Source organism: Streptomyces sp. NBC_01171, assembly GCF_045039805.1.
Lineage (GTDB): Bacteria > Actinomycetota > Actinomycetes > Streptomycetales > Streptomycetaceae > Streptomyces.
Genome location: NZ_CP108609.1, coordinates 2,132,169 through 2,155,706, shown reverse-complemented (window position 1 = coordinate 2,155,706; position 23,538 = coordinate 2,132,169). Strand labels below are relative to the sequence as shown.

At 64.0% G+C, this 23,538-nt stretch carries 22 protein-coding genes, 1 tRNA gene and 2 pseudogenes; 18 read left to right on the top strand and 7 right to left on the bottom strand.

What is annotated here, in order from left to right:
• Window positions 1-13 precede the first annotated feature (13 nt).
• Both OG448_RS09780 and OG448_RS09775 read left to right on the top strand, forming a co-directional pair.
• Window positions 14-1,333: a DNA cytosine methyltransferase gene (locus OG448_RS09780; RefSeq protein ID WP_405552827.1), complete on the top strand. Its 1,320-nt coding sequence runs from the start codon at window positions 14-16 to the stop codon at window positions 1,331-1,333.
• 59 nt (window positions 1,334-1,392) lie between these two features.
• Entirely contained in the window at window positions 1,393-2,142 is a 750-nt protein-coding gene (locus OG448_RS09775; RefSeq protein WP_405552825.1) for a very short patch repair endonuclease, read from the top strand.
• An 839-nt stretch (window positions 2,143-2,981) separates the two neighbouring features.
• Here the strand turns inward: OG448_RS09775 and OG448_RS09770 are convergent.
• Window positions 2,982-3,847, bottom strand: a protein-coding gene (locus OG448_RS09770; protein ID WP_405552824.1) for an IS5 family transposase whose coding sequence is annotated in 2 segments (ribosomal slippage) — window positions 2,982-3,500 and window positions 3,503-3,847 — 864 coding nt in all. Because the reading frame shifts where the segments join, the coding sequence is not laid out codon by codon here.
• Between the two features lie 968 nt (window positions 3,848-4,815).
• Here OG448_RS09770 and OG448_RS09765 point away from each other — a divergent pair.
• Window positions 4,816-7,845, top strand: coding sequence for an ATP-binding protein (locus OG448_RS09765; protein ID WP_405552822.1), 3,030 nt, complete (start codon window positions 4,816-4,818; stop codon window positions 7,843-7,845).
• Window positions 7,842-9,593, top strand: coding sequence for a response regulator receiver domain (locus OG448_RS09760; protein WP_405552820.1), 1,752 nt, complete (start codon window positions 7,842-7,844; stop codon window positions 9,591-9,593). Before OG448_RS09765 ends, OG448_RS09760 begins: the two co-directional genes overlap by 4 nt.
• A gap of 273 nt (window positions 9,594-9,866) precedes the next feature.
• Here the strand turns inward: OG448_RS09760 and OG448_RS09755 are convergent.
• The 3 genes and pseudogenes from OG448_RS09755 to OG448_RS09745 all read right to left on the bottom strand — a co-directional run.
• Window positions 9,867-9,986, bottom strand: a pseudogene (locus OG448_RS09755) (IS110 family transposase); the annotation flags it as partial.
• 126 nt (window positions 9,987-10,112) lie between these two features.
• Window positions 10,113-10,499: a hypothetical protein gene (locus OG448_RS09750; RefSeq protein WP_405558740.1), complete on the bottom strand. Its 387-nt coding sequence runs from the start codon at window positions 10,497-10,499 to the stop codon at window positions 10,113-10,115.
• Entirely contained in the window at window positions 10,499-10,906 is a 408-nt protein-coding gene (locus OG448_RS09745) for an ATP-binding protein (protein ID WP_405552818.1), read from the bottom strand. The genes OG448_RS09750 and OG448_RS09745 overlap by 1 nt, the downstream gene beginning before the upstream one ends.
• Window positions 10,907-11,119: 213 nt before the next feature.
• Between OG448_RS09745 and OG448_RS09740 the strand changes: the two genes are divergently transcribed.
• From OG448_RS09740 to OG448_RS09685, 12 genes and pseudogenes are all read left to right on the top strand, one after another.
• Complete coding sequence (locus tag OG448_RS09740) at window positions 11,120-11,434, top strand: putative quinol monooxygenase (RefSeq protein WP_405552817.1); 315 nt, start codon at window positions 11,120-11,122, stop codon at window positions 11,432-11,434.
• On the top strand, window positions 11,424-12,653 hold the full coding sequence (locus OG448_RS09735) for a helix-turn-helix domain-containing protein (RefSeq protein WP_405552815.1): 1,230 nt from the start codon (window positions 11,424-11,426) through the stop codon (window positions 12,651-12,653). Before OG448_RS09740 ends, OG448_RS09735 begins: the two co-directional genes overlap by 11 nt.
• A gap of 324 nt (window positions 12,654-12,977) precedes the next feature.
• On the top strand, window positions 12,978-13,334 hold the full coding sequence (locus OG448_RS09730; protein WP_405552813.1) for a hypothetical protein: 357 nt from the start codon (window positions 12,978-12,980) through the stop codon (window positions 13,332-13,334).
• Window positions 13,334-14,710: an FtsK/SpoIIIE domain-containing protein gene (locus tag OG448_RS09725; protein ID WP_405552811.1), complete on the top strand. Its 1,377-nt coding sequence runs from the start codon at window positions 13,334-13,336 to the stop codon at window positions 14,708-14,710. The genes OG448_RS09730 and OG448_RS09725 overlap by 1 nt, the downstream gene beginning before the upstream one ends.
• 83 nt (window positions 14,711-14,793) lie before the next feature.
• Window positions 14,794-15,003, top strand: a complete 210-nt coding sequence (locus OG448_RS09720; protein ID WP_405552809.1) for a hypothetical protein — start codon at window positions 14,794-14,796, stop codon at window positions 15,001-15,003.
• A 22-nt stretch (window positions 15,004-15,025) separates the two neighbouring features.
• On the top strand, window positions 15,026-15,628 hold the full coding sequence (locus OG448_RS09715) for a DUF2637 domain-containing protein (protein ID WP_405552807.1): 603 nt from the start codon (window positions 15,026-15,028) through the stop codon (window positions 15,626-15,628).
• An 11-nt stretch (window positions 15,629-15,639) separates the two neighbouring features.
• A complete protein-coding gene (locus tag OG448_RS09710) occupies window positions 15,640-15,831 on the top strand; it encodes a mobile element transfer protein (RefSeq protein ID WP_405552806.1) in 192 nt (63 codons plus the stop codon).
• 18 nt (window positions 15,832-15,849) lie between these two features.
• Window positions 15,850-16,044: a hypothetical protein gene (locus OG448_RS09705; protein WP_381092947.1), complete on the top strand. Its 195-nt coding sequence runs from the start codon at window positions 15,850-15,852 to the stop codon at window positions 16,042-16,044.
• A 14-nt stretch (window positions 16,045-16,058) separates the two neighbouring features.
• Entirely contained in the window at window positions 16,059-16,316 is a 258-nt protein-coding gene (locus tag OG448_RS09700) for a SpdD protein (protein WP_405552804.1), read from the top strand.
• Window positions 16,317-16,447: 131 nt separating this feature from the next.
• Window positions 16,448-17,763 (top strand): annotated as a pseudogene (locus tag OG448_RS09695) (replication initiator).
• A complete protein-coding gene (locus tag OG448_RS09690; protein ID WP_405552802.1) occupies window positions 17,739-17,933 on the top strand; it encodes a helix-turn-helix transcriptional regulator in 195 nt (64 codons plus the stop codon). Before OG448_RS09695 ends, OG448_RS09690 begins: the two are co-directional and overlap by 25 nt.
• The gene (locus OG448_RS09685; protein ID WP_405552800.1) at window positions 17,930-19,303 is read left to right on the top strand and encodes a tyrosine-type recombinase/integrase; all 1,374 of its coding nucleotides are present in this window, start codon (window positions 17,930-17,932) and stop codon (window positions 19,301-19,303) included. The genes OG448_RS09690 and OG448_RS09685 overlap by 4 nt, the downstream gene beginning before the upstream one ends.
• A gap of 141 nt (window positions 19,304-19,444) precedes the next feature.
• On the opposite strand, the gene OG448_RS09680 is transcribed toward OG448_RS09685, so the two are convergent.
• A complete protein-coding gene (locus OG448_RS09680; protein ID WP_405552798.1) occupies window positions 19,445-20,545 on the bottom strand; it encodes an MrcB family domain-containing protein in 1,101 nt (366 codons plus the stop codon).
• A gap of 341 nt (window positions 20,546-20,886) precedes the next feature.
• On the opposite strand from OG448_RS09680, the gene OG448_RS09675 reads away from it, so the two are divergent.
• Entirely contained in the window at window positions 20,887-21,132 is a 246-nt protein-coding gene (locus OG448_RS09675; RefSeq protein WP_405552796.1) for a DUF6083 domain-containing protein, read from the top strand.
• A gap of 110 nt (window positions 21,133-21,242) precedes the next feature.
• Here the strand turns inward: OG448_RS09675 and OG448_RS09670 are convergent, their stop codons facing one another.
• A complete protein-coding gene (locus OG448_RS09670; protein WP_405552795.1) occupies window positions 21,243-21,701 on the bottom strand; it encodes a GNAT family N-acetyltransferase in 459 nt (152 codons plus the stop codon).
• 845 nt (window positions 21,702-22,546) lie between these two features.
• Window positions 22,547-22,618, bottom strand: a tRNA-Arg gene (locus tag OG448_RS09665).
• 475 nt (window positions 22,619-23,093) lie between these two features.
• Between OG448_RS09665 and OG448_RS09660 the strand changes: the two genes are divergently transcribed.
• On the top strand, window positions 23,094-23,501 hold the full coding sequence (locus OG448_RS09660; protein ID WP_405552793.1) for a response regulator: 408 nt from the start codon (window positions 23,094-23,096) through the stop codon (window positions 23,499-23,501).
• Window positions 23,502-23,538: the final 37 nt, after the last annotated feature.

The following is a 23,538-nucleotide window of genomic DNA, read 5'->3' as shown; positions in this document are numbered from 1 at the left end:
GTACGCTTTGGTCATGTCTGATCAGGAGAAACACAAGTCCACCGACAGGACGTCTGTTGAGCTATTCGCGGGCGGAGGCGGCCTGGCGATGGCCGTGCACAACGCGGGCTTTCGGCCACTCCTGGTCAACGAGTTCGCCAAACGGGCCTTGGAGACGCTGACTGAGAACGGGGCGCTTCCCCGGGACCCCGACGACGCGTCCATGCCCGAGCCGGGGAAGGGCCACCCTGGGCGGCGTGCCGCCGGCTGGCCTTTGGTACCCGGGGACGTACGGCAGATCCCGTCCTTCGAGTTCCTGCGGGATGCGGAGGTAGACGTCCTTGCTGGTGGGCCGCCCTGCCAGCCGTTCAGTCTCGGAGGGGTGGCCAAGGGCACCGAGGACGAGCGGAACATGTTCCCCGAAATGTTCCGAGCGATTCGCGAAATGCGCCCCAAGGCCGTGATCTGCGAGAACGTACGCGGCCTGCTCAGGAAATCATTCGCCCCGTATTTTGAGTACATCATTCGGGAAATGAGCCTTCCTTTCGTCCAGCGGGCCGAAGGCGCCACATGGGATGAACACGACGAGGTTCTTCGGAAGGTGCTGCGGGATGGGGCCGGCGATCCGTCGGAGCGCTACGACGTCACGTATATGCCAGTCAACGCTGCAGACTACGGTGTCCCTCAGATCCGGCAACGCGTCATCATCGTCGCCTTCCGCTCGGACCTGGGGGTGACCTGGGACAGGTTCAGGCCCGAGCCCGAGTATTCCGAGGCCGCACTGATTCACTCCATGCATGACGGGACGTACTGGAAACGGTACAACGACGTTCCGGGCATCGATGAAGTACGCGGGAAAGTCATGGCAAACCTGCCGCCAATGTCCCTCATGCCGGATGGTAAGAAGCCGTGGCGCACGCTCCGTGACGCCATCACGGGTATTGATGAAAACGAAGGAAAGCCACTGCCTCCGGTACCACTGGAGGCTGTCCACGGCAGACTCATGGTCGAGGAAATCCCTGATCACACCGGCTGGCCCGGTGCCCGTATCTATGCTGGTCATACTCCCAACGAACTTGACCGCCCTGCCAAGACGGTCAAGGCCGGTGTGCACGGTGTTCCCGGCGGTGAGTCCGTAGTGCGCCTAGATGATCCCACCTTCGATGGCACTGGGTGCCGATACATGACTGTCCGCGAGACTGCGCGAGTGATGACTTTCCCTGATGACTGGGTCCTTGCCGGCCCTCGCGGTGAGCGGATGCGCCAGCTCGGCAACGCTGTTCCTGTCAGGTTGGGAGAAGTTTTCGCTACCGCTGTGCGTGCGGCACTGGACGATGCTGAGGGGCGGGTGTGACCCAACGCGGCTGGAGCGACCAACTTCCCCCGGACCGGGCCTGGAAGCCACGTCCGGGGATGCCCCGCGCAGCTCGCTCAGGGGAGCAGGATCGTGCGGCTGGGGGCCGGCATCGCCGTGTTGTTGTCCTAGACGATGACAAGCGAGCCACGGGTTCCGTTGCCCTACGGGTTTATCGTCGAACGCGTCGTGTCCGCGCCTATCTTCGATGGTCTGAGGGGGGACGCACTCGCGAGAAATACATAGGTGAAGTCGACGCTGCTACTCGAGCGGCCAATCTGCTTCAAGCTTGGGCGATGGCCCGTGCGGCGGGCCTGGCCCGAGACGAAGTCTTGCCCAGTGACTCCAAGGCATCCTCGACAGCTGTTCGCGCTGTGATGAGCGCGAACAGGAGTCGCGATACCAAGCCGGAACGTCAGCTTCGATCACTGCTCCACCGGCAAGGGCTACGCTACCGAGTCGATACTCGGCCGATTCCAACTCTCCGTCGCACGGCGGATCTTGTATTCCCCAAGGCGCGTGTCGCCGTATTCGTGGACGGTTGCTACTGGCATGGCTGCCCCGAGCACTACCGCCCAGCTGTGAAACGCTCGCGCTGGTGGCAAGACAAGATCGAAGGAAACCGGGCACGCGATACCGATACCAACGCGCGTCTTCGCGAGCAGGGCTGGACAGTTGTCCGCGTCTGGGAGCACGAGGCTCCTGAGGTGGCGGCTGCGAAGGTCATCTCCGTACTCGAACGTTGCTCGGCTACATCCGGGAGTTCCGCTACGACAGGCTCGCCGAAAGCTTCGGGAGCTGGCCTCTAGCCGTGCTTAGCACCGGTGAGTCACGGTTAAGCCCGGCGCAGCCAGACAAGCAACGGTCGCAGTTGAGCGGTATGCCGGGTCGGAACTCTGGGCCCAAGGCGGCGCTGAGTTCTGCCGTCGTCCCCGCCGGGATGCTGGCGAACCTGGTGACCAGCTGCCGCGGTGGGCCACGATGGCCACGGCCGTTGCCTGGGCTTTGGTGATGACGCTCATACACTCTCGGCCGTCGTACATCTCACCAGGCAGGTGATCGCGGTCCTCCGGGTCGAGGTTGCAGATCGAACACCCGGACTCCAGCACTCGTATCTAAGGGCTGAGGCCACTCGCAGATGGGCGAGATCCACCGAACACTCGCGGTAGTAGACGCCGTCACGGTAGGGCAAAGTGCAGGATTCGGAGTAGTGACGACGGAGAAGCGTTCAGACCTCATTCACGAGTTCATGGGCTGACTCGAAGAGGGCTGGATCGCGGAATTCCAAGCGATCCATGACCTCCTGGAACTGGCTACGCACGAGCAGGGCCGCCTTAGAAGTCATCTCATTTGGCGGCTCCGTGTGGGGAATCTGCGACAAGTCGAGCCATCTCGTGCAGGCGGTGCCAGTACTCAGGGTCGTCCGCATCGCTGAGTACAGGTATGACGCGGTCCAGGCGGGCGATGCAGCGAAGCAGACCGCTTCGACCTCGCACTTCGAGCTCGCCGCCGTTCTTGATCCAGATGGAAACCCAGGCTGCGGTTATCCGAGTCCAGCATCACCAGGTCGAAGCCAGCCCGGTCCGCGCCACCCAATCTGGGAGGAAAGGGCAACTTCATAAACTCTTGGTACAGGCGTGACACGGTGTCAAACGCAGTTTCTTCGCTCACATGGGCCATCATGGCCAGCTTTCACAGCGCATGGAGCCGTCTTGAGTCTGCGGTAGCAGATGAAGGTGCACGCGAGGCTGGTGAAGGCGAGGAAGTGCTCAGCCTTGCGTTCGTAGCGGCGGTGGAGTCGGCGGCAGCCGGCGAGCCAGGCCATGGTCCGTTCGATGGTCCAGCGGTGTCGTCCGAGCCGCTGTGACGTCTCAACGCCCTTGCGGGCGATGCGATGCCGGATCCCTCGCTGCGCAAGCCATTGCCGCAGATGGCGGTAGTCGTAGCCCTTGTCGGCGTGGAGCTTGCCGGGCTTGCGTCGGCGAGGTCCTCGGCGGGACCGGATCGGAGCTATGCCCTTCACGAGCGGGATCAGGGCCTGGCTGTCGTGGACGTTGGCGCCGGAGATGCCGACAGACAGGGGCAGACCGGTCCGCTCGGTGATCAGATGGATCTTCGAGCCGTATTTGCCCCGGTCGACAGGATTCGGACCTGCCAGGTCCCCCTTTTCAGGGCCCGCATGTTCACCGAGTCGATCGCGCAACGGGACCAGTCCAGGTCGCCGTGGGCACCGAGTTCGTCGAGGACCAGGCGGTGGAGCTTGGCCCACACCCTGGCCTTCGTCCACTCGGTGAACCGGCGGTGGGCCGTCGCGCCGGACGGCCCGAACGACGCCGCAGGCAGCTGCTGCCACGTGCAGCCTGACGTCGCTACGAACACGATCGCCGCCAGAACCTCCCGATCGCCATGCCGACGTCGCCCACCACCCTGCGGCCGCGACGGCGCCTCCGGCACCACCCGCTGGAACAACTCCCATAATTCGTCGGGCACCAGCCGCTCAACAATCCCTACCACGGCGAACAGCCTACCCAGCCAAATGAGATGACCTCTTAGCTACTGCATCGGGATGTTGAGCTGTCCGCGCGTTTCCCAGGTTGGCGACACAGCGCTCGTACAGTTCCTGCTCAGTCCCCGGAGAACTGACCACGCTCGTTCCCTCTGTGCCAGTCGATCTCCTCGATCGCCTTCAGGACGGCCTCGGGCGGTCCGTCGAGCCACAGGTTGGTCCGGTCGCCTTCCCTGATGACCTCAAGGTGCAGGATTACCAGCGGAGGAGTGACCTCCTCGGGGAGCTGGTGGGTTGGCCCCGTCCTGTCGCTTCAAGATGTAGCGGGTGATCATCGCAGTCACTGTTGCGACGACCAGGTCCTTGCCTACATCCATGGCGAACTCGGTGACGGGCAACCAGATGTCCGCCGAGTCGTGGGTGTGGTAATCCCGCTCCGGCTTAAGCGTCTTCGAACTCGACAGTCATGCCAGCAGCCCGAAGGACCTTGGCCACGGTGATTGCCTCGTACGGGTAATTCCCTCGGTCACCCTGGCGGGGAACGCTTGGAAGCATCGAGATCCCCCGTCTGATCAGTACATCGGCCATCATGACCCCTCCCATTATCATCGCTGAGAGTCATGCTCGCATGGCGCTGGGTGGCCGTGATCGCGGCTGCTTAGCCGACAGGTCGCGCCTAGGCCTCAATCGCCGGTCGCCAGGTTGCCTCTCCTACTTGTGCCGGCCAACCTGAAGCCCTGTGGAACCCTGGCCGCCTGTCCGCAGGGCCGCAGACGTGACCCTCCTTGGACACGAGGGGGCCTACACCGGCTTCGTCAGCTTGCGGAACGTGGTTGGGCGGCAGGGGGGCCAACGCCCTGGCGGACTGAAGTAGAACGATGAGGGCCGAAAGGCCTGCGCATGAGGCTTGTGCACCGCTAGCATAATCGGGCCTGAGGAGACCCCGGGCCTCGATAGATGTCAGGAGTTTGCTTAAGTGGCCAACTTTCGTACCTCGGCCCGGACCGTTGACATGCTCGGCCGGCAACAGATTGCGGGTATCCCCACGGCAATCAACGAGCTGTTCAAAAATTCCTATGATGCTTACGCGAAAACCGTCGTTGTTGATTGGCTAAAGGACCGAAACGTACTGATTCTTCGTGATGACGGTGTTGGAATGAGCCTGGAAGACTTTTCGGAGCGATGGCTCACGATTGGCACCGACAGTAAGGCGTCCGGCGGGAGTCTTGCACCACCGCCAATCCCTCAAGGTTTTGTTAGACGTCCGGTCATGGGAGAGAAGGGAATCGGACGTCTTGCTATCGCTGCGCTAGGACCTCTGGCCCTCATCCTGACGCGACAACGTCCCCAGCAATTGGTTGAGGAGAACTCGGCACCCGTTGTCGCCGCTTTGGTGCCGTGGACTCTCTTCAGTACACCTGGCGTAACACTGGAGGACATTGACGTCCCCGTGCTGTCGGTCGACGGCACCGTTGACCGATCGGTGATCGAATCCCTTGCTGGGAAGATTCGCATGAATCTTCACCGCATTTCTCACCGGCTAGATGACGCGACAGTAGTAACCATTCGCGACCAACTGGAGAAACTGGAGCTAATTGACCCCAGTATTCTTGAGCGGCTTCCCGGCCCGCATATCACCAGTCGCGCCGGCTTCGGCACAGCTTTTGTCGTCACACCTGTGGATGACTCGCTGCAGGGAGAAGTTGAGGGCGACAGTGCAAATAAGGGGCAAGCGTCCCGCCTATTCAAGCTGCTTGCTGGCTTTTCGAATACGATGGCCACAGATGCCCGAGAGCCCGAGATGAGGACATCGTTCGTGGTCCGCACCGATGACGGTGTTGCCACGAACATCCTCGATGGAGATGAGTTCTTCGACCGGTCCGACTTTAAGAAGGCAGATCACGAGTTCTCTGGAACATTCGATGAGTATGGGACGTTTCATGGGCAGGTCTCTATCTATCGAGCAGATCCCATAGACCACGTTATTCCTTGGAAGGCGGGGCGAGGCGCTCCAACGCAATGTGGTCCATTTAGGATTCACTTCGGCTACGTCCACGCTAGCCCGTCACAGAGCAGCCTCACGCCTCAGGAGCACGCCGAGATCTCTGCGAAGTTGCAGAGAATCGCGGGGCTGTATGTATACAAAGACGGCATTAGGATGCTCCCCTACGGGCAGAGTGACGTTGACTACCTTCAAATCGAGGAGCGACGCAGTCGGAATCAAGGTTACTACTTCTTCTCGTATCGAAGGATGTTCGGGGCAATTGAGCTGTCCTCCACGCTAAACCCTGCTCTACAGGAGAAGGCCGGACGAGAAGGCTTTCGCGAGAACATCGCGTATCGACAAATGAGAAACATCCTCGAGAACTTCCTGGTTCAGCTTGCTGCCGACTTTTTTAGAGCCAGCAGTCAGCAAGGTCAGGAATTTCAAACAAAACGCGATGAGCTTGAGCGAACGGAAAAAGTCCGACGTGCGCGTGCTCGTACTACGGATGGGCAACGCGATAACTTCCGTATCCAACTGCAACGAGTCATCGGTGACTTTTCGGAGGCGCGACCAGTTTCTCTGGTCGAGAAAACTATTATCCGCGTCGAACGCGAACTAGCCAGTATCAGTGACGCGGCGCCTGATGCTCTGGAAGCCGCGCTCGAGTTGGATGAAGCAGCTCGGCGAGATCTGGAAAATGTGATTCGCCATTACACGGTACATAAGCCTGCGGGGGTGGGCCTTGATCGAGAAACAAGCAGAGATTGGAACCTGTACGAGAAACTCCGCGATGAATTGGTAAGCTCCGTTGTTCCTGGGGCAGCCGTCAGGATTAGTGAGATGACGGCTCATAGGGCCAGTCGTTTGGCGCCGATGGCACTCCTGCATGAACGAATCCGGGAAGATTTCGAGGAGTCTGCTAGTCGGGAGCTTGACGACTGGTCCCGAGACGTCAATAAGATTCGTGCGCGATCCGAGCAAATCGCTGACGACGTCTCAGGACGCGTTCGTTCGGCTGTGCAAAGTTCTTCAGACTTCGCCAGGGCTCTCACGCGCCGGCTCACGGACCTTCCGTCATCGTCCACCGAGGATGATCTTTTTGACTTGCGGCGACAACTGCTAGAGGAACTCGAAGAAGAGCTCCAACGCCAAAAAGAATCGCTGGAACCGATCCGACGATTCTTGGCTGGCTTTGAAAGTGTTTCCGGTGGCCTGGGCTTGGAGGACCAACTCGAGGCTGTGGAAGAGGAAGTGATTGCACTTCGAGCGCAGGTTGACACGGACCTTGAACTCACTCAGCTAGGCCGAGCCGTAGAACTTATCAACCATGAGTTCTCTTCGAGCATTAAGACGGTGAGGAGGAACTTGCGTGCCTTGCGTCCGTGGGGTCAACGTAATGAGAAACTGGGCAACATCGAGCGGGAACTCGCAACCGCATTTGAACACCTGGACAATTACCTGACATTGTTCACGCCGCTCCAGAGGAGGTTGTACCGGAAGCCTGCCAACATCAGAGGTGCTCAGGTAGCGCAATTCATCAGTGACCTTTTCGGGGAGCGTTTTCGGCGCCATTCTGTCGATCTACAGGTAACTTCGGCATTCGAGGATTTCTCGTTCGTAGGTTACCCTTCTACTTTCTATCCTGTATTTGTGAACCTGGTGGATAATGCGATCTTTTGGCTGTCGGACAGGCCAACTCCGCGGATAATTCGGTTGAGTCAGCGGAACGGGGTATTGTTTGTGGAAGACAATGGCCCTGGTATCTCGCTGCGAGACCGTGAGGCAATTTTTGAGCATGGGTTCTCTCGGAAGCCGGGAGGTAGGGGACTCGGCTTGAAAATCAGTAGAGACGTGCTGCAGAGGAGCGGATGGTCGCTGGATGTCGTCCCTGATGGCGGTCTGCCATGGCCGGACGCTGCGGCGTCCTTGCCAGTTTCCGGGGGGCAGGGGGTTGGCGCGTGCTTCTCGATCAACCCGCCAAGTGAAAACGAAGAACATGAGCTGGGGGAAGCGGAATGACTGGGGAGCTCGAAAACTGGTCTGTAGGTGCGGCCAGGCATTATCTACAAACTGTGGTCGTCGTCGATGACCAGGTGGCCATCGAATCATCGGAGGATGCGGCAGCTCCAGAAGCTGACGAAGTTCTGAGGGACATCGACCCGTTCGCGGTTGCCGCAGAACCGGAATCAGGACCAGCGGGCGAGCATGCGCCTTTGGGGACCCTCCCTAGGGGTAGGAAAGCGAGGGTCGAACCAGACCTGGACGGCGCTGCTCTTTCTGAGGCGTTCGCGGGCTACGGGCTGGTCTGCGGGTACTTGCGCCCGACCACCGTCGAGCAGCTGAATGCACTCACTCAAGGTACCTACGACCGTCTGTTCATGCGCTCCGATGTCCTTGTGCTTGATTGGTCGTTGAACGGTGACACAGGTCAAACAACGTCCCGACTTGTTTCTCGACTGGTGCGAACTGAGCAAGGCAAGCTTGGCCGGCTGCGCCTAATTTGCATCTATACCAACGATCCCGACCTGTACGGTGTTCGGGACGTTATTGGGCGCATGTTGCGCAATGAAGGTCATGACCTGCACGATTCCGAAAATGGTGACGGGCTGGGTCTAGCGGCGCGGGACTTCCGCATTTCGGTTCTAGGGAAAGCTGGGGTGAGTCGTCCTTCGGTCACTGAAGCGCTGTCAGTTCCCGTAGCGGATCTTCCCGAAAGGATTGTTAGGGAATTTGCCCAAGCTGTCCATGGAATCCTGCCGGGCTTTGCTTTGAAGAGTCTGAGCTTGTTGCGTGATAACGCGCCAACACTCTTGCAGAGGTTCCGGAGCGACTTGGATCCAGCGTTCGTGAGTCACGATCTCCTCACTGGTGAAGGAAGACGTTTCGCCATTCAGCTAATAGCGCGCGAGGTTCAGTCGCTCCTGGAATCGGCTGGTGCGGGGGACATGATTTCCCGTGAGCGCATTGAATCGTGGGCGAAAGGACAGCTCTCTGACACTTCGTTCGTACCAACTGTGCAGGGTAAAAAGTCCGCCATCAAAAACGTGTCTCCTGACAGTGTTGCGGAACTCTTGTCGCAGGATCCCATCGACTTTTCCAATCTTCTCGATGAGAATGGCGGGAAGCTGGGAGTAAGTAACATGGCTACTGTGGCGTCGCTCTTCACCACTCCTGAGCGAGCTCAAGCCTCGGAGGAGGAATTGGGGCGGCTATCATGCCTTTCAAGGGACCTCCACAGTGGGTACAGCTCGGAGCTTGAACCCACTCTGCAGCTTGGGACTATATTGGTGCGCGGTGAGGGGGTGTCTGCGGAGGAATCTGCTGATGATCTGCTGGAGGAGTTTGAGCGGGGGGATTCTATGCATGAATTCTTGCTCTGTCTGCAGCCGCTCTGTGACTCCGAAAGATTGGATATGAATAAGCCTCGCGGGTTCCCCATGATCCCTCTCTCCGAGGTGAGCCTGGGAAAGGAGTTTCACTTTCTTGCGCTTGACCACCGTAAGAGAAAGCGTGTCCTCGCCAGCAAGGCCAAGCCGTACGACATGATCATGGTGCCGTTCCGTAGAACGGGTGAGGAGAGGGTGGTAAGGGCCGTTAAGAGACGTGGCGTCCCAAGCTTCACCAGCGACACTGGTGAGGAGTTCTTGTGGATAGGCGAGCTCCGTCCCGAACATGCGTTGCGGGTATCTCATGAAATGGGTCGCCTGATCAGTCGAGTGGGTCTGGACGAATCTGAGTGGCTAAGGAATGACGGTCTCAACCGGTAGTCCCCTGACGGAATTACAGCCGTCAGGTCGGTAAAGCGGCTTTGGGCTGGAGTTTCAATGACCGAGTCAAGGGTGCGGCCGCCCTCCACCCTGGACGGCGGCCCCTCGTCCCGGAGGTCGTCTGTGCCTCAGCCGACGAAAGTCAGCCACGACGGCGGGCGCGCCGACCGAGCAGGTGCGCGTGTGTCTCGCTGCAGCCCCGCCGGCCCCAGCCGCGCTGCCGGCTTTGTGGCCCTGCTCAAGCCGTCTGCGCGATGGGCCGGTGTGGGGGGTGAAGTCCCGGTCGTCGCGTAGGAGAGCCCACAACACACTGGTGCGGCGTCGTGCGAGGGCGATCACGGCCTGGACGTGTTTGCAGCCCTCACCGCGCTTCTTGAGGTAGTACTCCCGGTTGCGAGCGCGGCACGGGCGCCGGCCGGGCTGGAGCGGGGCGAAGACAGGAGCGCAGGCCCGGCCGGGGGCCGGGCCGCGCGCGGGGAGCGGAGCGAGCCGCCTTGAACCCGTGAAGAAGGTTGTTACTCAGTCGGATGCCTGGGGCGCCCGGGCTTTGAATGCGTACGCGCAGGCTGGTAGTTCAGCGTTCTGGCGATGTGCGAGCGGCAGGAAGATCACTGGTCGGATCATCCATGTGATGCGGGTCTGCTCGTGGGTGACTGACACCGTGCTGGGCTCGGAGCGCAAGAGGGCTCGTCTGGTCTCGATGCGGCCGTCGTAGAGCCCCTCCCATGCTGCGTCCGAAGCATCCGGGTCGAGAGCCGGGGAGATTGTGCGGAGCGCGACTGAGACCCATCGGTCTGCCTGGGGCGCTGTGTAGGCATTGAACGACGCCAAGAGCGCTGGCTGTTGCTGCCTGGTGAGATCTTCTGTCCAGCACTCGCACCAGTAGCCGCGGCGAGAACCCTTCATCAGCACGGGTGACCTCCCTGGTGGCCGACTGTGTGGAGCTCCGCAGTGACCGTGCGGCCGGAGTCGTCGCCCTGGACGGTGACGCTGTGTGCGAGGGCGGCCACCATGCCGAGTCCCCGGCCGTGCGTGGCATTAAGGGGCAGGTGTTGGATGGCGGGGGTGGTCTTGGCGTGCCCGGAGTCGGTCACCGCGATCGTGGTGGTGAGCTCGGAGACGGTGAGCGTGACGTGGAAAGTGCCGGCGCCGCATCCGCTGGCCGTGTAGGTGAGGGCGTTGGTGCCGAGTTCCGTGACGATCAGCGCGGCGTCGTCGGAGTGGGGGTGACCATTCAGGGCGGCGTGGATCCAGTTGCGCGCGCTGTGGAGCGCTCGGGGGTCCCCGGGGAACGTGCGTTGGTGAGTGCGCATGGTGTCCTCCATGGCGGTGACCTGCTGCTTTCTGTGTCCGCCAGACGGACCGGCTGACACGGACCATGTAGAGCCGTACAATTAATACTAGCACCGTACCGAATGTGCGCGTACCAGGAGTGCGGGTTCGCACTTTTCGTGCGGGCGGGTGGGCGCATAGCGTTCGCCGCATGGTCTGGTGCTGACCTGATGCCGAGAGAGGAAGGACTCCGCATGTTCGGGCTGTTTGTGCGCTTCACGTGCAAGGACGACGTGGCGGCGGCTGCGTTCGATGACCTGGTGGCGCGGACAGGGGAGCTGATCCGGGCGAACGAACCCGGAACGGTGGTCTACGCCGTGCACCGCGTTGACGGGCGTCCGCTGGAGCGCGTCTTCTATGAGCTCTACCGGGACAAGGAGGCCTTCGAAGAGCACGAGTCGAAGGACTACGTGCGCGCTTTCCTCTCCCAGCGGGATCAGTACCTGTCCGCCGTCGAGGTGGACCGCTTGGACTTCGTGTCCGGCAAGGGCGTGGACGTTGAGCGCTGAGTATCAGAAGGCGCTTGGTCGCAAGATCGCCTTCAACCGCAAACGCCGGGGGTTGTCGCAGAAGGAGTTCGCCGGCCTTCTGGGGCGCTCGGAAGCCTGGGTCTCCCAGGTCGAGCGGGGCGTACGGCGCATCGACCGAATGACCGTGCTCGAGAAAGTCGCCGACGTCCTGGAAGTGCCGATCGCTGAGCTGGCAGCAGAGGCACCGCTCGTCGCGTCGGTGACCGAAGGAGAGCCGCCTGGTGCGAGTCGCCTGCGGATGGTGCTGAGCGCGGCTCATTCACTCAAAGCGGTCCTCGGTCGGCAGGACGCTTCCCCTGACGTGCCGGCACTGCGCGCCGAAGTCGACGAGGCCTGGTCGCTCACCCACCAGGGGAACTATGCCGACCTCGCCGAACTGCTCGAAGGGCTGGTGCCCCGGCTGGAGTCGGCTACCCGGTCAGTCTCCGAGTCGGAACGGCCCGAGATGTTCCGGCTCCTGGCAGTCATGTACCACACGTGCAGCGGCGCCCTGGCGAACATGGGTGAGCCGGAAGCGGCGTGGATCGCCGTGGACCGGGCCGTGGTTGCTGCCGAGCGGGCGAATGATCCGCTGCTGATGGCGGCCGGTGAGTTCCGTCTGTCGCTGGTCTTCCTTGGCGCGCGTCATTTCGATCAGGCGGCCCAGGTGTCCGGGAGCGCGGCTGATGCCTTGCGGCCCCTGGCCGAGTCCGGGCAGGTTGAGGCAGTCGCCCTGCGCGGTGCGCTGACCTTGCAACGCGCGGTGGCCGCGGCTCGATTGAACCTTGCCGATGACGCTTACGGGTACCTCCGTGAGGCCCGAGATTTGGGCGAACAGGTTGGTGACGGGCGCAACGACTACAACACCGAGTTCGGGCCCACTAATGTCGCCTTGCATGAGGTGGCCGTCGCGGTAGATCTAGGGGATGCCGGAGTCGCCCTGCGGGCTGCGCAGACCGTCGATGCCTCCGGGCTGTCGGCGGAACGGCAGACGCGCTTCCAAATCGACCTTGCCCGGGCGTATGCCCAGCGGCGCCAGGTCGCTGACGCCGTTTCAGCGCTGCAGGCGGCCCGTGAGCTGTCACCGGAGCTGGTGCGGGCCTTGCCGATGGTGAAGCAGCTCATCGCCGATCTGCTGACAATGAGCCAGCCGCCCTCTGAGGAACTGCGCGCCCTGGCGGGAGAGCTGGGCGTACACGAAGTGCGGACTGGTACCTGAAGTAATAGACAGTACTTCGAGTACGGATTACTGTGGTTCTTGTCGGCACGCCCCTTCGCGTCCAGCGGAGTTGGTGATGCGGGCATGCGAACGCGCCGGAGCAGGAAGGCAGACCTGCGCCGGCACGTGAGCGGATAAGGCCACGGGAAGCAGATGTGGCCTGAGCGGGAGGCAGCCCACTCAGGCCGGGTGCGTCGTTGGCATCAACGCTCTTGGAGCGTATCGCGCCCAGTCGGTATGCGGTCAACCTCCCGTTGCGTAGTCATTCCTCACTAATTGCACCGTCGTGCATGCGTGCGGTGCGGCGCAAGGGAGATCAGTTCTGTGCGTGTAATCCGTCTGGAAACCTCGTCGGCCACCGTCCTCCTGACCGAGGCACCGGAACCGAAGGTTCGGGACCGGCAGACCGGGGAGATCGCCAAGGACGCCAACAGCGGCGAAGCGCTGATGACGATCGGCGTCGTCTACATCGAGGACGGCGAGTCCTCGCTAATCAAGGTCACTGTTCCGGAAAGCGGCGTCACCGAAGGTCTGACGCTGGGCGCTCCGGTCTCGCTGGTGGGCCTGGTGGCACGGCCTTGGGAGAGCGTGTTCAACGGCCAGCAGCGGCATGGCATCGCCTTCCGCGCCGCTGCGGTCGCGCCGGCCGCCTTCCCGGCCGCCGTCGGGGCATCGGCCTGATGTCGGACTGGATGACACTGCTGGAGGTGGGTGGTCCCCTCGCCGCGTTCGGCGGCGGGGCCGCCTACACCCGGGCTCGTCACCCGGGCGTCTACTGGTCCACGGTCGGACTGCCGTTATCGACGGTCCGGCTCCTGGGCTCGTACGGCTCCGTGATGGAAGCATGCGGCCTGACGGTGCAGCCTTCCCGGCTGCGCGCTTTCGCCGTCAAGGCGACGACTCGACGTGGGGTCCGGCCGGTTCCCCCGCGGCGGGGCATCATCCGGCCCACCTCGACCGGCCTGCGGCTTCGGCTGCGCCTCGCTCCTGGGCAGGAACCGGCGGACGTCGCCGCCTCAGCCGAGCGGCTGCGGCATGCCTGGGGCGTCCACGCCGTGTACGTGAAGGACGTGAAGCCGGGAGTGGTCGAGCTGCGGCTCGTCGGCTTCGACGTGCTGCGCAACGTGCGGATGCCAAGGAAAGCGGGCGGTGGACTCCTCAAGGTGCCAGTGGCGCTGAGGGAGGACGCGACGGCCTTCATCCGGGACTATCGCGCCGTACCGCATCAGCTCACACTCGGCGCCACGCTGTCGGGCAAGTCGATGTACTTGCGGCACCTGGTCACCGGACTGGCGCGGCAACCGCTCGCACTGGTCGGGATCGACTGCAAACGGGGAGTGGAGCTGGCGCCGTTCGCCCCACGTCTGCCGGCACTGGCGACCGATCCGCAGCAGGCGGCCGAACTGCTGCCGGTCCTCATACGCGAGATGGAAGACCGGTACGACCTGATCAAGGCCCGGCAGGGCATCGCCCCCGGTACCCCCGACGAGGAAATCACCTCCGATATCTGGGGGCTGCCGGAGCACCAACGGCCCGTACCCGTCGTGCTGTTCGTTGATGAGGTCGCCGAGCTCTTCCTCGTCGCCACGAAGAAGGACGAGGAGCGGCGGGACGAGATGGTCACCCAGCTCATCCGGCTCGCCCAGCTCGGCCGTGCGGCCGGCATCTACCTGGAGGTATGTGGGCAGCGCTTCGGCGCCGAGCTGGGCAAGGGCGCCACCATGCTCCGTGCTCAGCTGACCGGCCGGGTCTGTCACAGAGTGAACGACGAAGCCTCCGCCAAGATGGCGCTCGGCGACATCGCCCCCGAAGCGGTCGACGCCGCCTGCGCCATCGCCCCCGAACTACCTGGTCTCGCCGTGGCTGGAGACACGTCGGGCGGCTGGTCCCGCATTCGCACCCCGTTCCTGTCCCTCGCCGACGCGGCCGCGGTCTGCCGAGAGTCGGCGCACATGGTCCCCGACCTGCCCGCACTCGCACCGATCCGGCCCGCAGTCCCGGTCCAGCCGGTCGAGGGACCGGCATCACCGCTCAACCCGGTACCGGTCACCGAGTAGGTCACTCACCGCCCCAACGCCCGGCATGTCCGCATCGTGCCGAGTCCTTACCCCGGCACGCCCAGAAACCGAGGGAGCCCTCTGTGTCTCGCCCATCCATTTCCGAAATCAGCTCGCTCCTGGCCGACTTGGTCGACCACCGCAAGTTCGGAGTCGGCGACTACGCCGACCTGATGTGCCGTAAGGCCGATCTGCTGGAACGCATCGCGGCCGACCGGCCTGACGACAGGGAAACGGCCGATGTCGCCGCCCTCGCCCGCGCACGGGCCGACGTACTCAAGCCCACCGACTGACCGCACCGGAAGGAACCCGACCGTGCGCGCCCACCTGGTCCGCGTCGACGCGGTGCTCGTTCAGGCGGTCATCGCCGCCGCGCTGTCCTTCGCCCATCTGCACGACCTTGCCGTGGCCGCCGGTCAGGACGGGTGGAAGGCATGGGCCTACCCGGTCTCCGTCGACCTGTTGTTGGTGGCGGCCTGGCGGCGGCTGCGCTCCGGCGGCCCCAAGGCGGCTGGGTGGTGCTGGTTCCTCGTCGCGCTGACCGCGTCGCTCGGCGCCAACGTCGCCACCGCCGGCCTCCTCGACCTCGGAGCCGTACCCGCCTGGCTGCGCATCCTCGTCGCCGGATGGCCTGCCGTCGCCTTCCTCGGCGGCACCCTCCTCGCCCACACCAGACACGAGACGGCCGAAGAGTCCGCACCGGCAGCTCCGGAACAGACCGCGACGGCCCCGGAGCCCGAACAGCGACCGGCCGTCGCCCCTCGCCCGGTACCGGTCCCGGCCGCGCTCGTCGCTCACGCCCGCAAGGTCGCCGACGAACACCACGCCCGGACCGGATCGGCCATCGACGCCTCAACCCTTCGCGCTCGGCTCGGCGTCCCCGCACCACTGGCCGAAGCCATCGCCGCACAGCTCTGAGAGGAGCACACATGCCTGCCAACCGCCGATTCCGTCGAGTCATCCGCATCGGTCCCGTCCAGGTCGGCACGTACTACGACGGCCGGGGCCGTGAGAAGCACGCCGCCGTCTGTACAGCCCCGCGCTGCGGCTTCTCCGCCGACTACGACGGCCGTGCAGCCGCCGAACTGGCTGCCCGCACCCATCGCTGCCACGTCCGCTGATCCGCCCAGGGAGCTCCCGTGACCGTCTCTCTGCCGCTCGTCTTCGTCCTGGGCGTCATCGCTTGGGCCGCGATCAAGTTTCTCGGCGTCCGGCTTTGGGTCGCCGTAGTGATCGCGCTGTTCGGCTTCTTGCTCTCGCACACCGTCCTCGCTCCCGCCATCGAATCCGGCACCCGTTCCGGGGTCGGCGTCGTCAATGGCACCCACAAGTGAGAAGGAGGCCCGCAGTGTTCCGTCCCAAGCTGGCCGACATCCCGACTCTGCCGACGACAGCCGTCACGCCTCAGCAGACGCAGTCTCCGGTTCCCTCGGCCGGTCGTCCGGTCGCTCCGTACGTGGGCATCGGTGCCAGCGCGGTCGCCGCCGTGGTCGTCGTCGTGATCGTGCTCACCGCCCTCCTGGCGGCGGTCGCCGTCGCGGCCGTGTCCGTGGCCGTCGCCGCCGTGGTCCTGCGCTCCCTCCTCAGCAGCGCGCACAAGCGCTGACCGGCCGCCGGGGCGGCAAACGCCGCCAAGCATCCCGCCGCCCCGGGGCCGTCCCTTCCGAACTGTCACGACAGCCGAAAGGAACTGCCATCATTACCCGGCAGACTTCGCCCCCGCTGGCGGAACTCTCGATGCTGGCCTCCCTCGGCACTATGCCCGAGCTGGCTCACTGTCCGGCCTGGGCGGCTGCACCCGCCCGGTCCGCCTCGACGGCCACCGCACCGAATACGCGGTGGACCAGGCGACCGGCGAGATCGGCCGCGTCCTACACCACCTGGACTCCTCGGCTCTGCCCGCCGGTCAGCTCCTCGTCCGCTGCAACAACCGCCGCGCCACCCGGTGCGCGGCCTGCGCCGAGACATACCGTCGCGACACCTACCACTTGATCACCGCCGGACTCCGTGGCGGCAAAGGCACCCCTGAGAGGGTCGGCACACACCCGCGCATCTTCGCCACCTTCACCGCCCCGAGCTTCGGCCCGGTCCACAACCGACCCTCTGGCGGCCGGAACTGCCGTTGCAGCGTCCGGCACGAGGAAGGTGACGCTGTCCTGGGGACGCCCCTCGACCCGGACTCCTACGACTATGAAGCGGCCGTCCTGTGGAACGCGCACGCTGGGGCGTTGTGGCGGCGCTTCTCGATCTATCTCCGCCGCGAGGTCGCCAAGCGGGCCGGCCTCACTCAGCGAGCATTCCGGCACCACGCCCGGATCTCCTTCGCGAAGGTGGGCGAGTACCAGAAGCGGGGTGCCGTCCACTTCCACGCAGTGATCCGCCTCGACGGCCCCGAGGGTGGCGACTCCGCTCCTCCCTCCTGGGCCACCGCCGAGTTGCTGACCGATGCTGTTCGGGCAGCTGCCACTGCGGCGCGTGTCGGCGGACCGGTGATCGACGGGCGGCCCCACACCTTCGTTTTCGGTCGTCAGCTCGACGTCCGCACGATCCGATCCGCTGACTTCGACGACGGCCAGGAGCTGACCGAGCGGGCCGTAGCCGCGTACATCGCCAAGTACGCCACCAAGGGAGCAGAGACCGCGACCGGCACCCTGGACCGGCCTATCAAGTTCCTCGCCGAACTGGCACAGGTCCAGATCAGCGAACACGCCCGGCGCATGATCCGCACCGCCTGGACCCTGGGCGCCCGTGCCGAACTGGCAGACCTCCGCCTGCGGGCCTGGGCGCACATGCTCGGCTTCCGCGGCCACTTCTCCACCAAGTCCCGCCGCTACTCCACCACCCTGGGCGCCCTCCGTGACGCTCGCGCCGATTGGCGCCGGGCCCAAACCGCGCCGCCCGTCCCGCAGGACGGTGAGACCACGCTCGTCCTCGCTCACTGGATCTTCGCCGGCACCGGCCTGTCGAGCGCTGAAGCCTGGCTTGCCCAGACCCTCGAACCCGCTCCGGGAACGGAAGGAGAACCGACATGGACGCCCGCCGCGACGAACTGATGACTGTTCGCCAAGTCCTGGCCGAGCTGGGCGGCGTTTCCCGACGGACGTTTTACCGCTGGCGCGAGCTGGGACAGGGGCCGGCCGCGTTCAAGCTCCCCAACGGCGAGCTTCGGGTCTGGCGTAGTGACTTCGCCTCGTGGCTCCGGAAGCTGGAGGAGGCTGCGTGAAATCTCTCGACGTCAAGGTCTGGGGCGTGCGTAAGCGGGACACCAAGACACCCTCGTACGGGGTGCGCTGGTCCGTCGCGGGCAACGTCTTCTCTGACTCGTTCCGCACCAAGGCACTCGCCGATCACTACCGCGCGAACCTCATGAGTGCTATGCGGGGCGGCGAAGAATTCGATACGGAGACTGGTCTTCCGGCTTCGATGGAACAGAAGAAGTCGCCCTTGTCCTGGTACGACTTCGCCCTCAAGTACCTCGCAATAAAGTGGCCCCACGCTGCGCCCAATACGCGCGACGGCATCAACGAATCTCTTACGAGCGTGACTATGGAACTCCTCCTGGAGCGGCCAGGGCGGCCGTCCGACGAGGAGATCCGTAAGGCCTTACGCAACTGGGCATTCGTGCTGCCAGGGCCCAACGAGCGGGAGGTCCCGGATAACGTTCGGAACGTTCTGCACTGGGTGGCAAAGGCCTGCCGACCGCTTGCGGATCTCGCTGAACCGGCAACGGCACGTGCGGTGCTCGACGGGCTGAAGCTGAAGCTCGACGGCACTGCGGCGGCGGCCGAGACCGTGCGGCGGAAGCGGCGGACTCTCGTCAACGCCGCTAACTACGCGGTCGACCTGGGGGAGCTGCGCGAGAATCCGATCACGGTGGTTCGCTGGCAGAAGCCGAAGGTCTCGAACCAGGTAGATCCGCGCGTTGTTGCCAACCCGGAGCAGGCACGCAACCTCCTGGCGGCGGTGTCCTACGTGGGCGGCTACCGGCGGGCTCGCGGCCGGCGCCTCGTCGGGTTGTTCGCGGCGATGTACTTCGGTGGCCTCCGGCCCGCTGAGGCGGTCGGCCTGGTCGAGACTGACCTCGTCCTGCCCGAGCAAGGCTGGGGATCGGCGCTGCTCCACCGAACCCGTCCTTCGGTCGGCAAGCAGTGGACGGACTCGGGGGAGACCCACGACGACCGTGGACTCAAGAATCGACCGGCCGAGGACGTTCGGCGTGTGCCCATCCCGCCCCAGCTCGTCGCCGTGCTGCGCGAGCACCTGGCCACGTTCGGCACGGCGGAAGACGGGCGGCTCTTCTTCAGTGAGAAGGGCTCAGTCGTCCCGTCCTCGACCTACTACCGCGTGTGGCAAGAGGCTCGGCTCCTGGCGCTTCCGCCGACCGTCGCGGCCACGCTGCTCGCGAGTAGACCGTACGACCTCCGGCACTCGGCGCTGTCGACGTGGCTGAATGCGGGTGTGGACCCGACGGAGGTAGCCGAGCGCGCCGGCAACAGTGTTGAGGTCCTGCTGACCCGCTACGCGAAGTGCCTCGATGGACGGCAAGACGTCGCCAACCGACGCATCGAGGATCTACTCCGAGAGTACGACTGAAACCACCAGACTGTGTTCGAGGCTCCTGGCATCGTGTCCAGGGGCCTCGTCGTTTTCCAGAAGGCGCGCACCGCTCGACTGCCTTAGTTTTCGGTAGCTTTTGTGGGTGCTCGGGATGACGAACTGGCGACGGTTTCAGTTCTATATCCCGCTCCGATATATGTACGACACTGCGGTTAGGCTTTCATCGTCGATGAACCAAGGGGATATGCACTCAAGTGTGCCACCTGTAGCCACGGCTGGCTCCACTGTCCGGTCAAGGGTAATCGAGTGAACGATCACCAAGGCGTTGCTAGGGGCGAATTCTCGCTGATGTTCTACCTCCGATCGGGTCAAGATGACCTGGGACCCGTCCGACGTTGTTCCCTTGACCTCGACCCGCAAGGTCTCTTGACCTCGACACAAATGGAGATCATATGGTCTTTTGGCTCCTACGTCCTGGACCGACCATCCTTGAGCCTTGAAGTACTCACTGGCCATGTACACGCTGCGGGCCTCGACAGCACGACGTTCGTCAACAGCGAGAAGAAAACCTTGATTAGGGTAACGGGCGCAGCGCCGGCCGGCCGCTTTGGCCGCGCTGTGCTCGGCCTCCACAACCTCTGGGGCAATGTCATCGGTCAAATAAGGCGCTGCGCTCTCGGCCCTATACACGGTGTCCAGCAATGAAGCCATGTAGAGCAGGTCCTCGCCCAGCACCTCCGGGTCCGGCAACGCCTCTCGCGTGTACTCGATGGCCGTGACGTTGCCTAGCGGATAGCTTCGTCCCACCTTCGTGTGCGCATTGAGTTTGATCTCGCTTTTCAGGTGCTCACGTCCCGCTGTTTGTGTTGCAATTAGGGAATGAGCCCAGTCGACGCGCCTCTTGAGTACCGCCGGCTCCCGGGGCTTGAACTCGCCGCCGTTCCAGATCCTCGTTGCTTGGTTGAGCGAGAGGTAGACGCGATCTCCTGAAGCGCTGAAAAGGTAAACGATGTACCAGCCTTGCGTCGACTTTGGAGACTGGTCGAAGGAGTACACCCGCGCCCATGGGATCCGAGAATAGCGTCCGGTGGCATTTCGACCTTCTATCCCAACCTTTTCAGGTGAGAGGCCGAGGGCCTGAGCTACGGCCTCTCGGTACACCCCCAGCCAGCCAGGGATGTCGCTGCAGATGAGCTCGCCTCGACGCTCCATCTCTTCGCTGTCATGACTCCGCCAAACCTTCTGGAGGTCGAGCACCTCCCCCAAGAGTTCTCTCACGCCCGCAGCGTAGCCACCACCGTGCACAGCGTCGCACTTGGTCGTCACGTCCGCTGACAGAAGCTAGTCGACGATCCGCGGGAACAGATAGCTCATGAGGTCAGTAGGCCTGAGTGACTGCGGGTCGCAACGGCGGCTCAGCTTCGAGGCCACCAGCTGACCAGTCGCTCCTGCGGCTTCTCGCGGAGATACGCACCGAGGGGCCTGAGCGGGCCAGTAACGGTGTCGAGGCGCTGCTGACTTGCTAGGTGAAGTGTCCCTGCGGGGCCACGCAGTCGCTGGCCGACGCGTCGAGCACGTAACCCCGCGAGGACAAGTCGCGTACTCGGCTGGCCCAGACGGTGCCGGCGGAGCATCGGTGGATCGAGCTCTCCGACGGTCGCGTCACCGTCTGCGGCGTGTGTCCCCCAGATCCCTTTCAACGGTGCCGTATCGAGCACCGGCTGGCCTCCTCGGCACAACGGCTACCGGACCGTTGGCCGTGGTTGACGATGCTGCGAGGGGAGAACGGTCGGCACGCGAAGCGGCAGTTGCAGGCGGACCCGGAACTGCCGGAGTCTCCGGAGGAATGGCCAGATGCGGAGTAACGGTCACTTGGGGCGGACGTGCAGCTGGCGGGCATCGACTTCCAGGTGCCCCCAGCCTCTCGTCGTGTGACCCCCTCAGGTCAAAACTGTCCGCGCTTCCATAAAACAGCTCATCGAGCGGGGAAGGTGAGACGCAGAACGATCTCGCCGTCGTCGATTTCCCCGGTGGGCTCGAACCCGAACTTCTGGTAGAAGGGCCACGGCTCGCCGTCGCCGGGCTCGTAGCTGGTCAGCAGCTCGGTGGCGCCGTCCGCGCGCACCAGGGTGGCGACCTGCGTGAGCGCTTCTCGGCCGATCCCTCGCCCCTGGTAGCGCTTGTCGACGAGGAGGCGCCAGAGGAAGTGACGCCCCTTGTAAGGACCGGCCGGCGGTTTCCACGACAGCATCACGAAGCCGACTGGCTCATCGCCGCGGTACCAGGGATTGGCCTCCGGTTTCTTCGCCGCCTCCTTGAGGGAGTGGGACACGGAGGCGACGAACTGCTTCTGGTCACGCCGGACGCGGAGGGCACGGACGGCATCCCGGTCGTCGTCGGTGATCTCCCGTAGGTGCACGCTCGGGGATCTCATGCCACGCCCCTTCCGCATTCGGCAGCTGTGCCGTCCCGGCCTACGTGAAGAGCCGCTACCGGGCGGCATTCCCGCGCATCTGCGTTGTCGAGGCCGCCAGGTCGGACATCTTCGCAGCGTATTCGGCACAGGCGATCTGGAGCGGGACTGGCACGCCGCTGTGACCGCGCTCAAGGCGGCTGCTAGGAGAGCAGCCTGGCCTGACGCGGCCATGCGCATGCGCAGGCCCCTTCGTCAGTCAGATGGGCTGACCTGGGTAATCGCTCGCCCGCGACCGGCTCCCCGTCGACCTGCGGACAAGCCGGGTGTCGCAGTCGCAGGTGATCGCGAGAGGTTTTCTTCGAAACTTACCGAAAGACTATTGACTTATGGCGCCTAGTGAGCATCGTAGTTAGTAGCCCATAACACCGAAAGAGTTGCAAAGTCGATCAAGACGTCTAGTCGGCGAAGTGACTTGGACAGGATATGGTTCAGGCCCCCAGCAAGCCGGCGCGATACCGAGACGACAGTGACGACTGAAGTTTCAGGACACGCGCAGTACTACTGGGGACTGTTTTTTGCCCTCAGGGCGCGGCCACTGCACTGTGCTCTACCGCGACGGTCGGCCGATCGAGATCGGCTACGGCAGGGCACCGCCGATGAACCGATCGTCAGGCCCCTGGCCTTGTCCGGGGGCCTTGCCGTTTGCCGGCGCTGACCTGGGCAGACGCGTCAAGATCCCGTCCACGCCTCGTCCACAGACCCTGGCATACGGCCGCTCCGGGCGGCACACGCCTGCACATACGCGAAGACCCCGGCCTCAGCGTTTCCGCTGGTGACGGGGTCTTGGGCGCACTTACACAGTGTGCCCCCGGCAGGATTCGAACCTGCGCACACGGCTCCGGAGGCCGTTGCTCTATCCCCTGAGCTACGGGGGCGTGTCGGGCGTTGCGCTGGGCGCTTGCGGCGACGGGTAGAACCCTAGCAGGTCTTGCGGGGTGATCAGGAACGGGTTTGCCCAGGCGGGGTCGGCTTGCGGGGGCCACCGTGGGGAGGGTTCTTTTCTGGAGCTTGGTCGGAGCCCGGCTGCGTGCGAGATGTACGTCCGGCACCCGTGGTTCAGCAGGGTTTCCCCGCTGCGTCTCTCCGTATCCACAGGTTCGCCCCAGGGCTGGTCCGGCCGCCGCCGTGGCTGGTCTCCATTCGAGACTCACCGTGTCCGTGGTCTGGTCCCGGCCTGGCCCCGGCCGGCATCCACCCCTACGGCGTCCCACCGTGTCCGTGGTCCCCGCCCCGCACCCACCCCCCCACAGCGGAGCGACCCCGCGTCCACCCAAATCCCACCACCACCCGTCAGAGCGAGAACTCCGGAAAACCGGGACGCCACCCCCCGCCCCGACCTACTCTCGAGTTGTGTCAGGCGCGTCCGGCCGGGTGCTTGTTGTGGATGACAGCAAGGGCATCCGGCAGCTGATCAAGGTCAACCTCGAGCTGGAAGGGCTTGAGGTGGTGACCGCGGTCGATGGTGCCGAGTGTCTCGACGTGGTGCACCATGTGCGCCCCCACGTGATCACGCTCGACGTCGTCATGCCCCGTCTCGACGGGCTCAGTACCGCCGCCCGCCTCCGGGCCGACCCCCGTACCCGCGACCTCCCGCTCGCCATCATCAGCGCGTGCACGCAGTACGAGGTGGAGAGCGGGCTCGACGCCGGCGTCGACGCGTTCCTGCCCAAGCCCTTCGAGCCCGACGAGCTGGTTCGCCTGGTCAAGGGGCTGCTGGAGCGGAGCGACCGGCGCGACGGGGTCTGCTTCGGCGGCTAGCCACCCGTCTCCGCCCGCCGTCCCGCCTCCCCTAGGC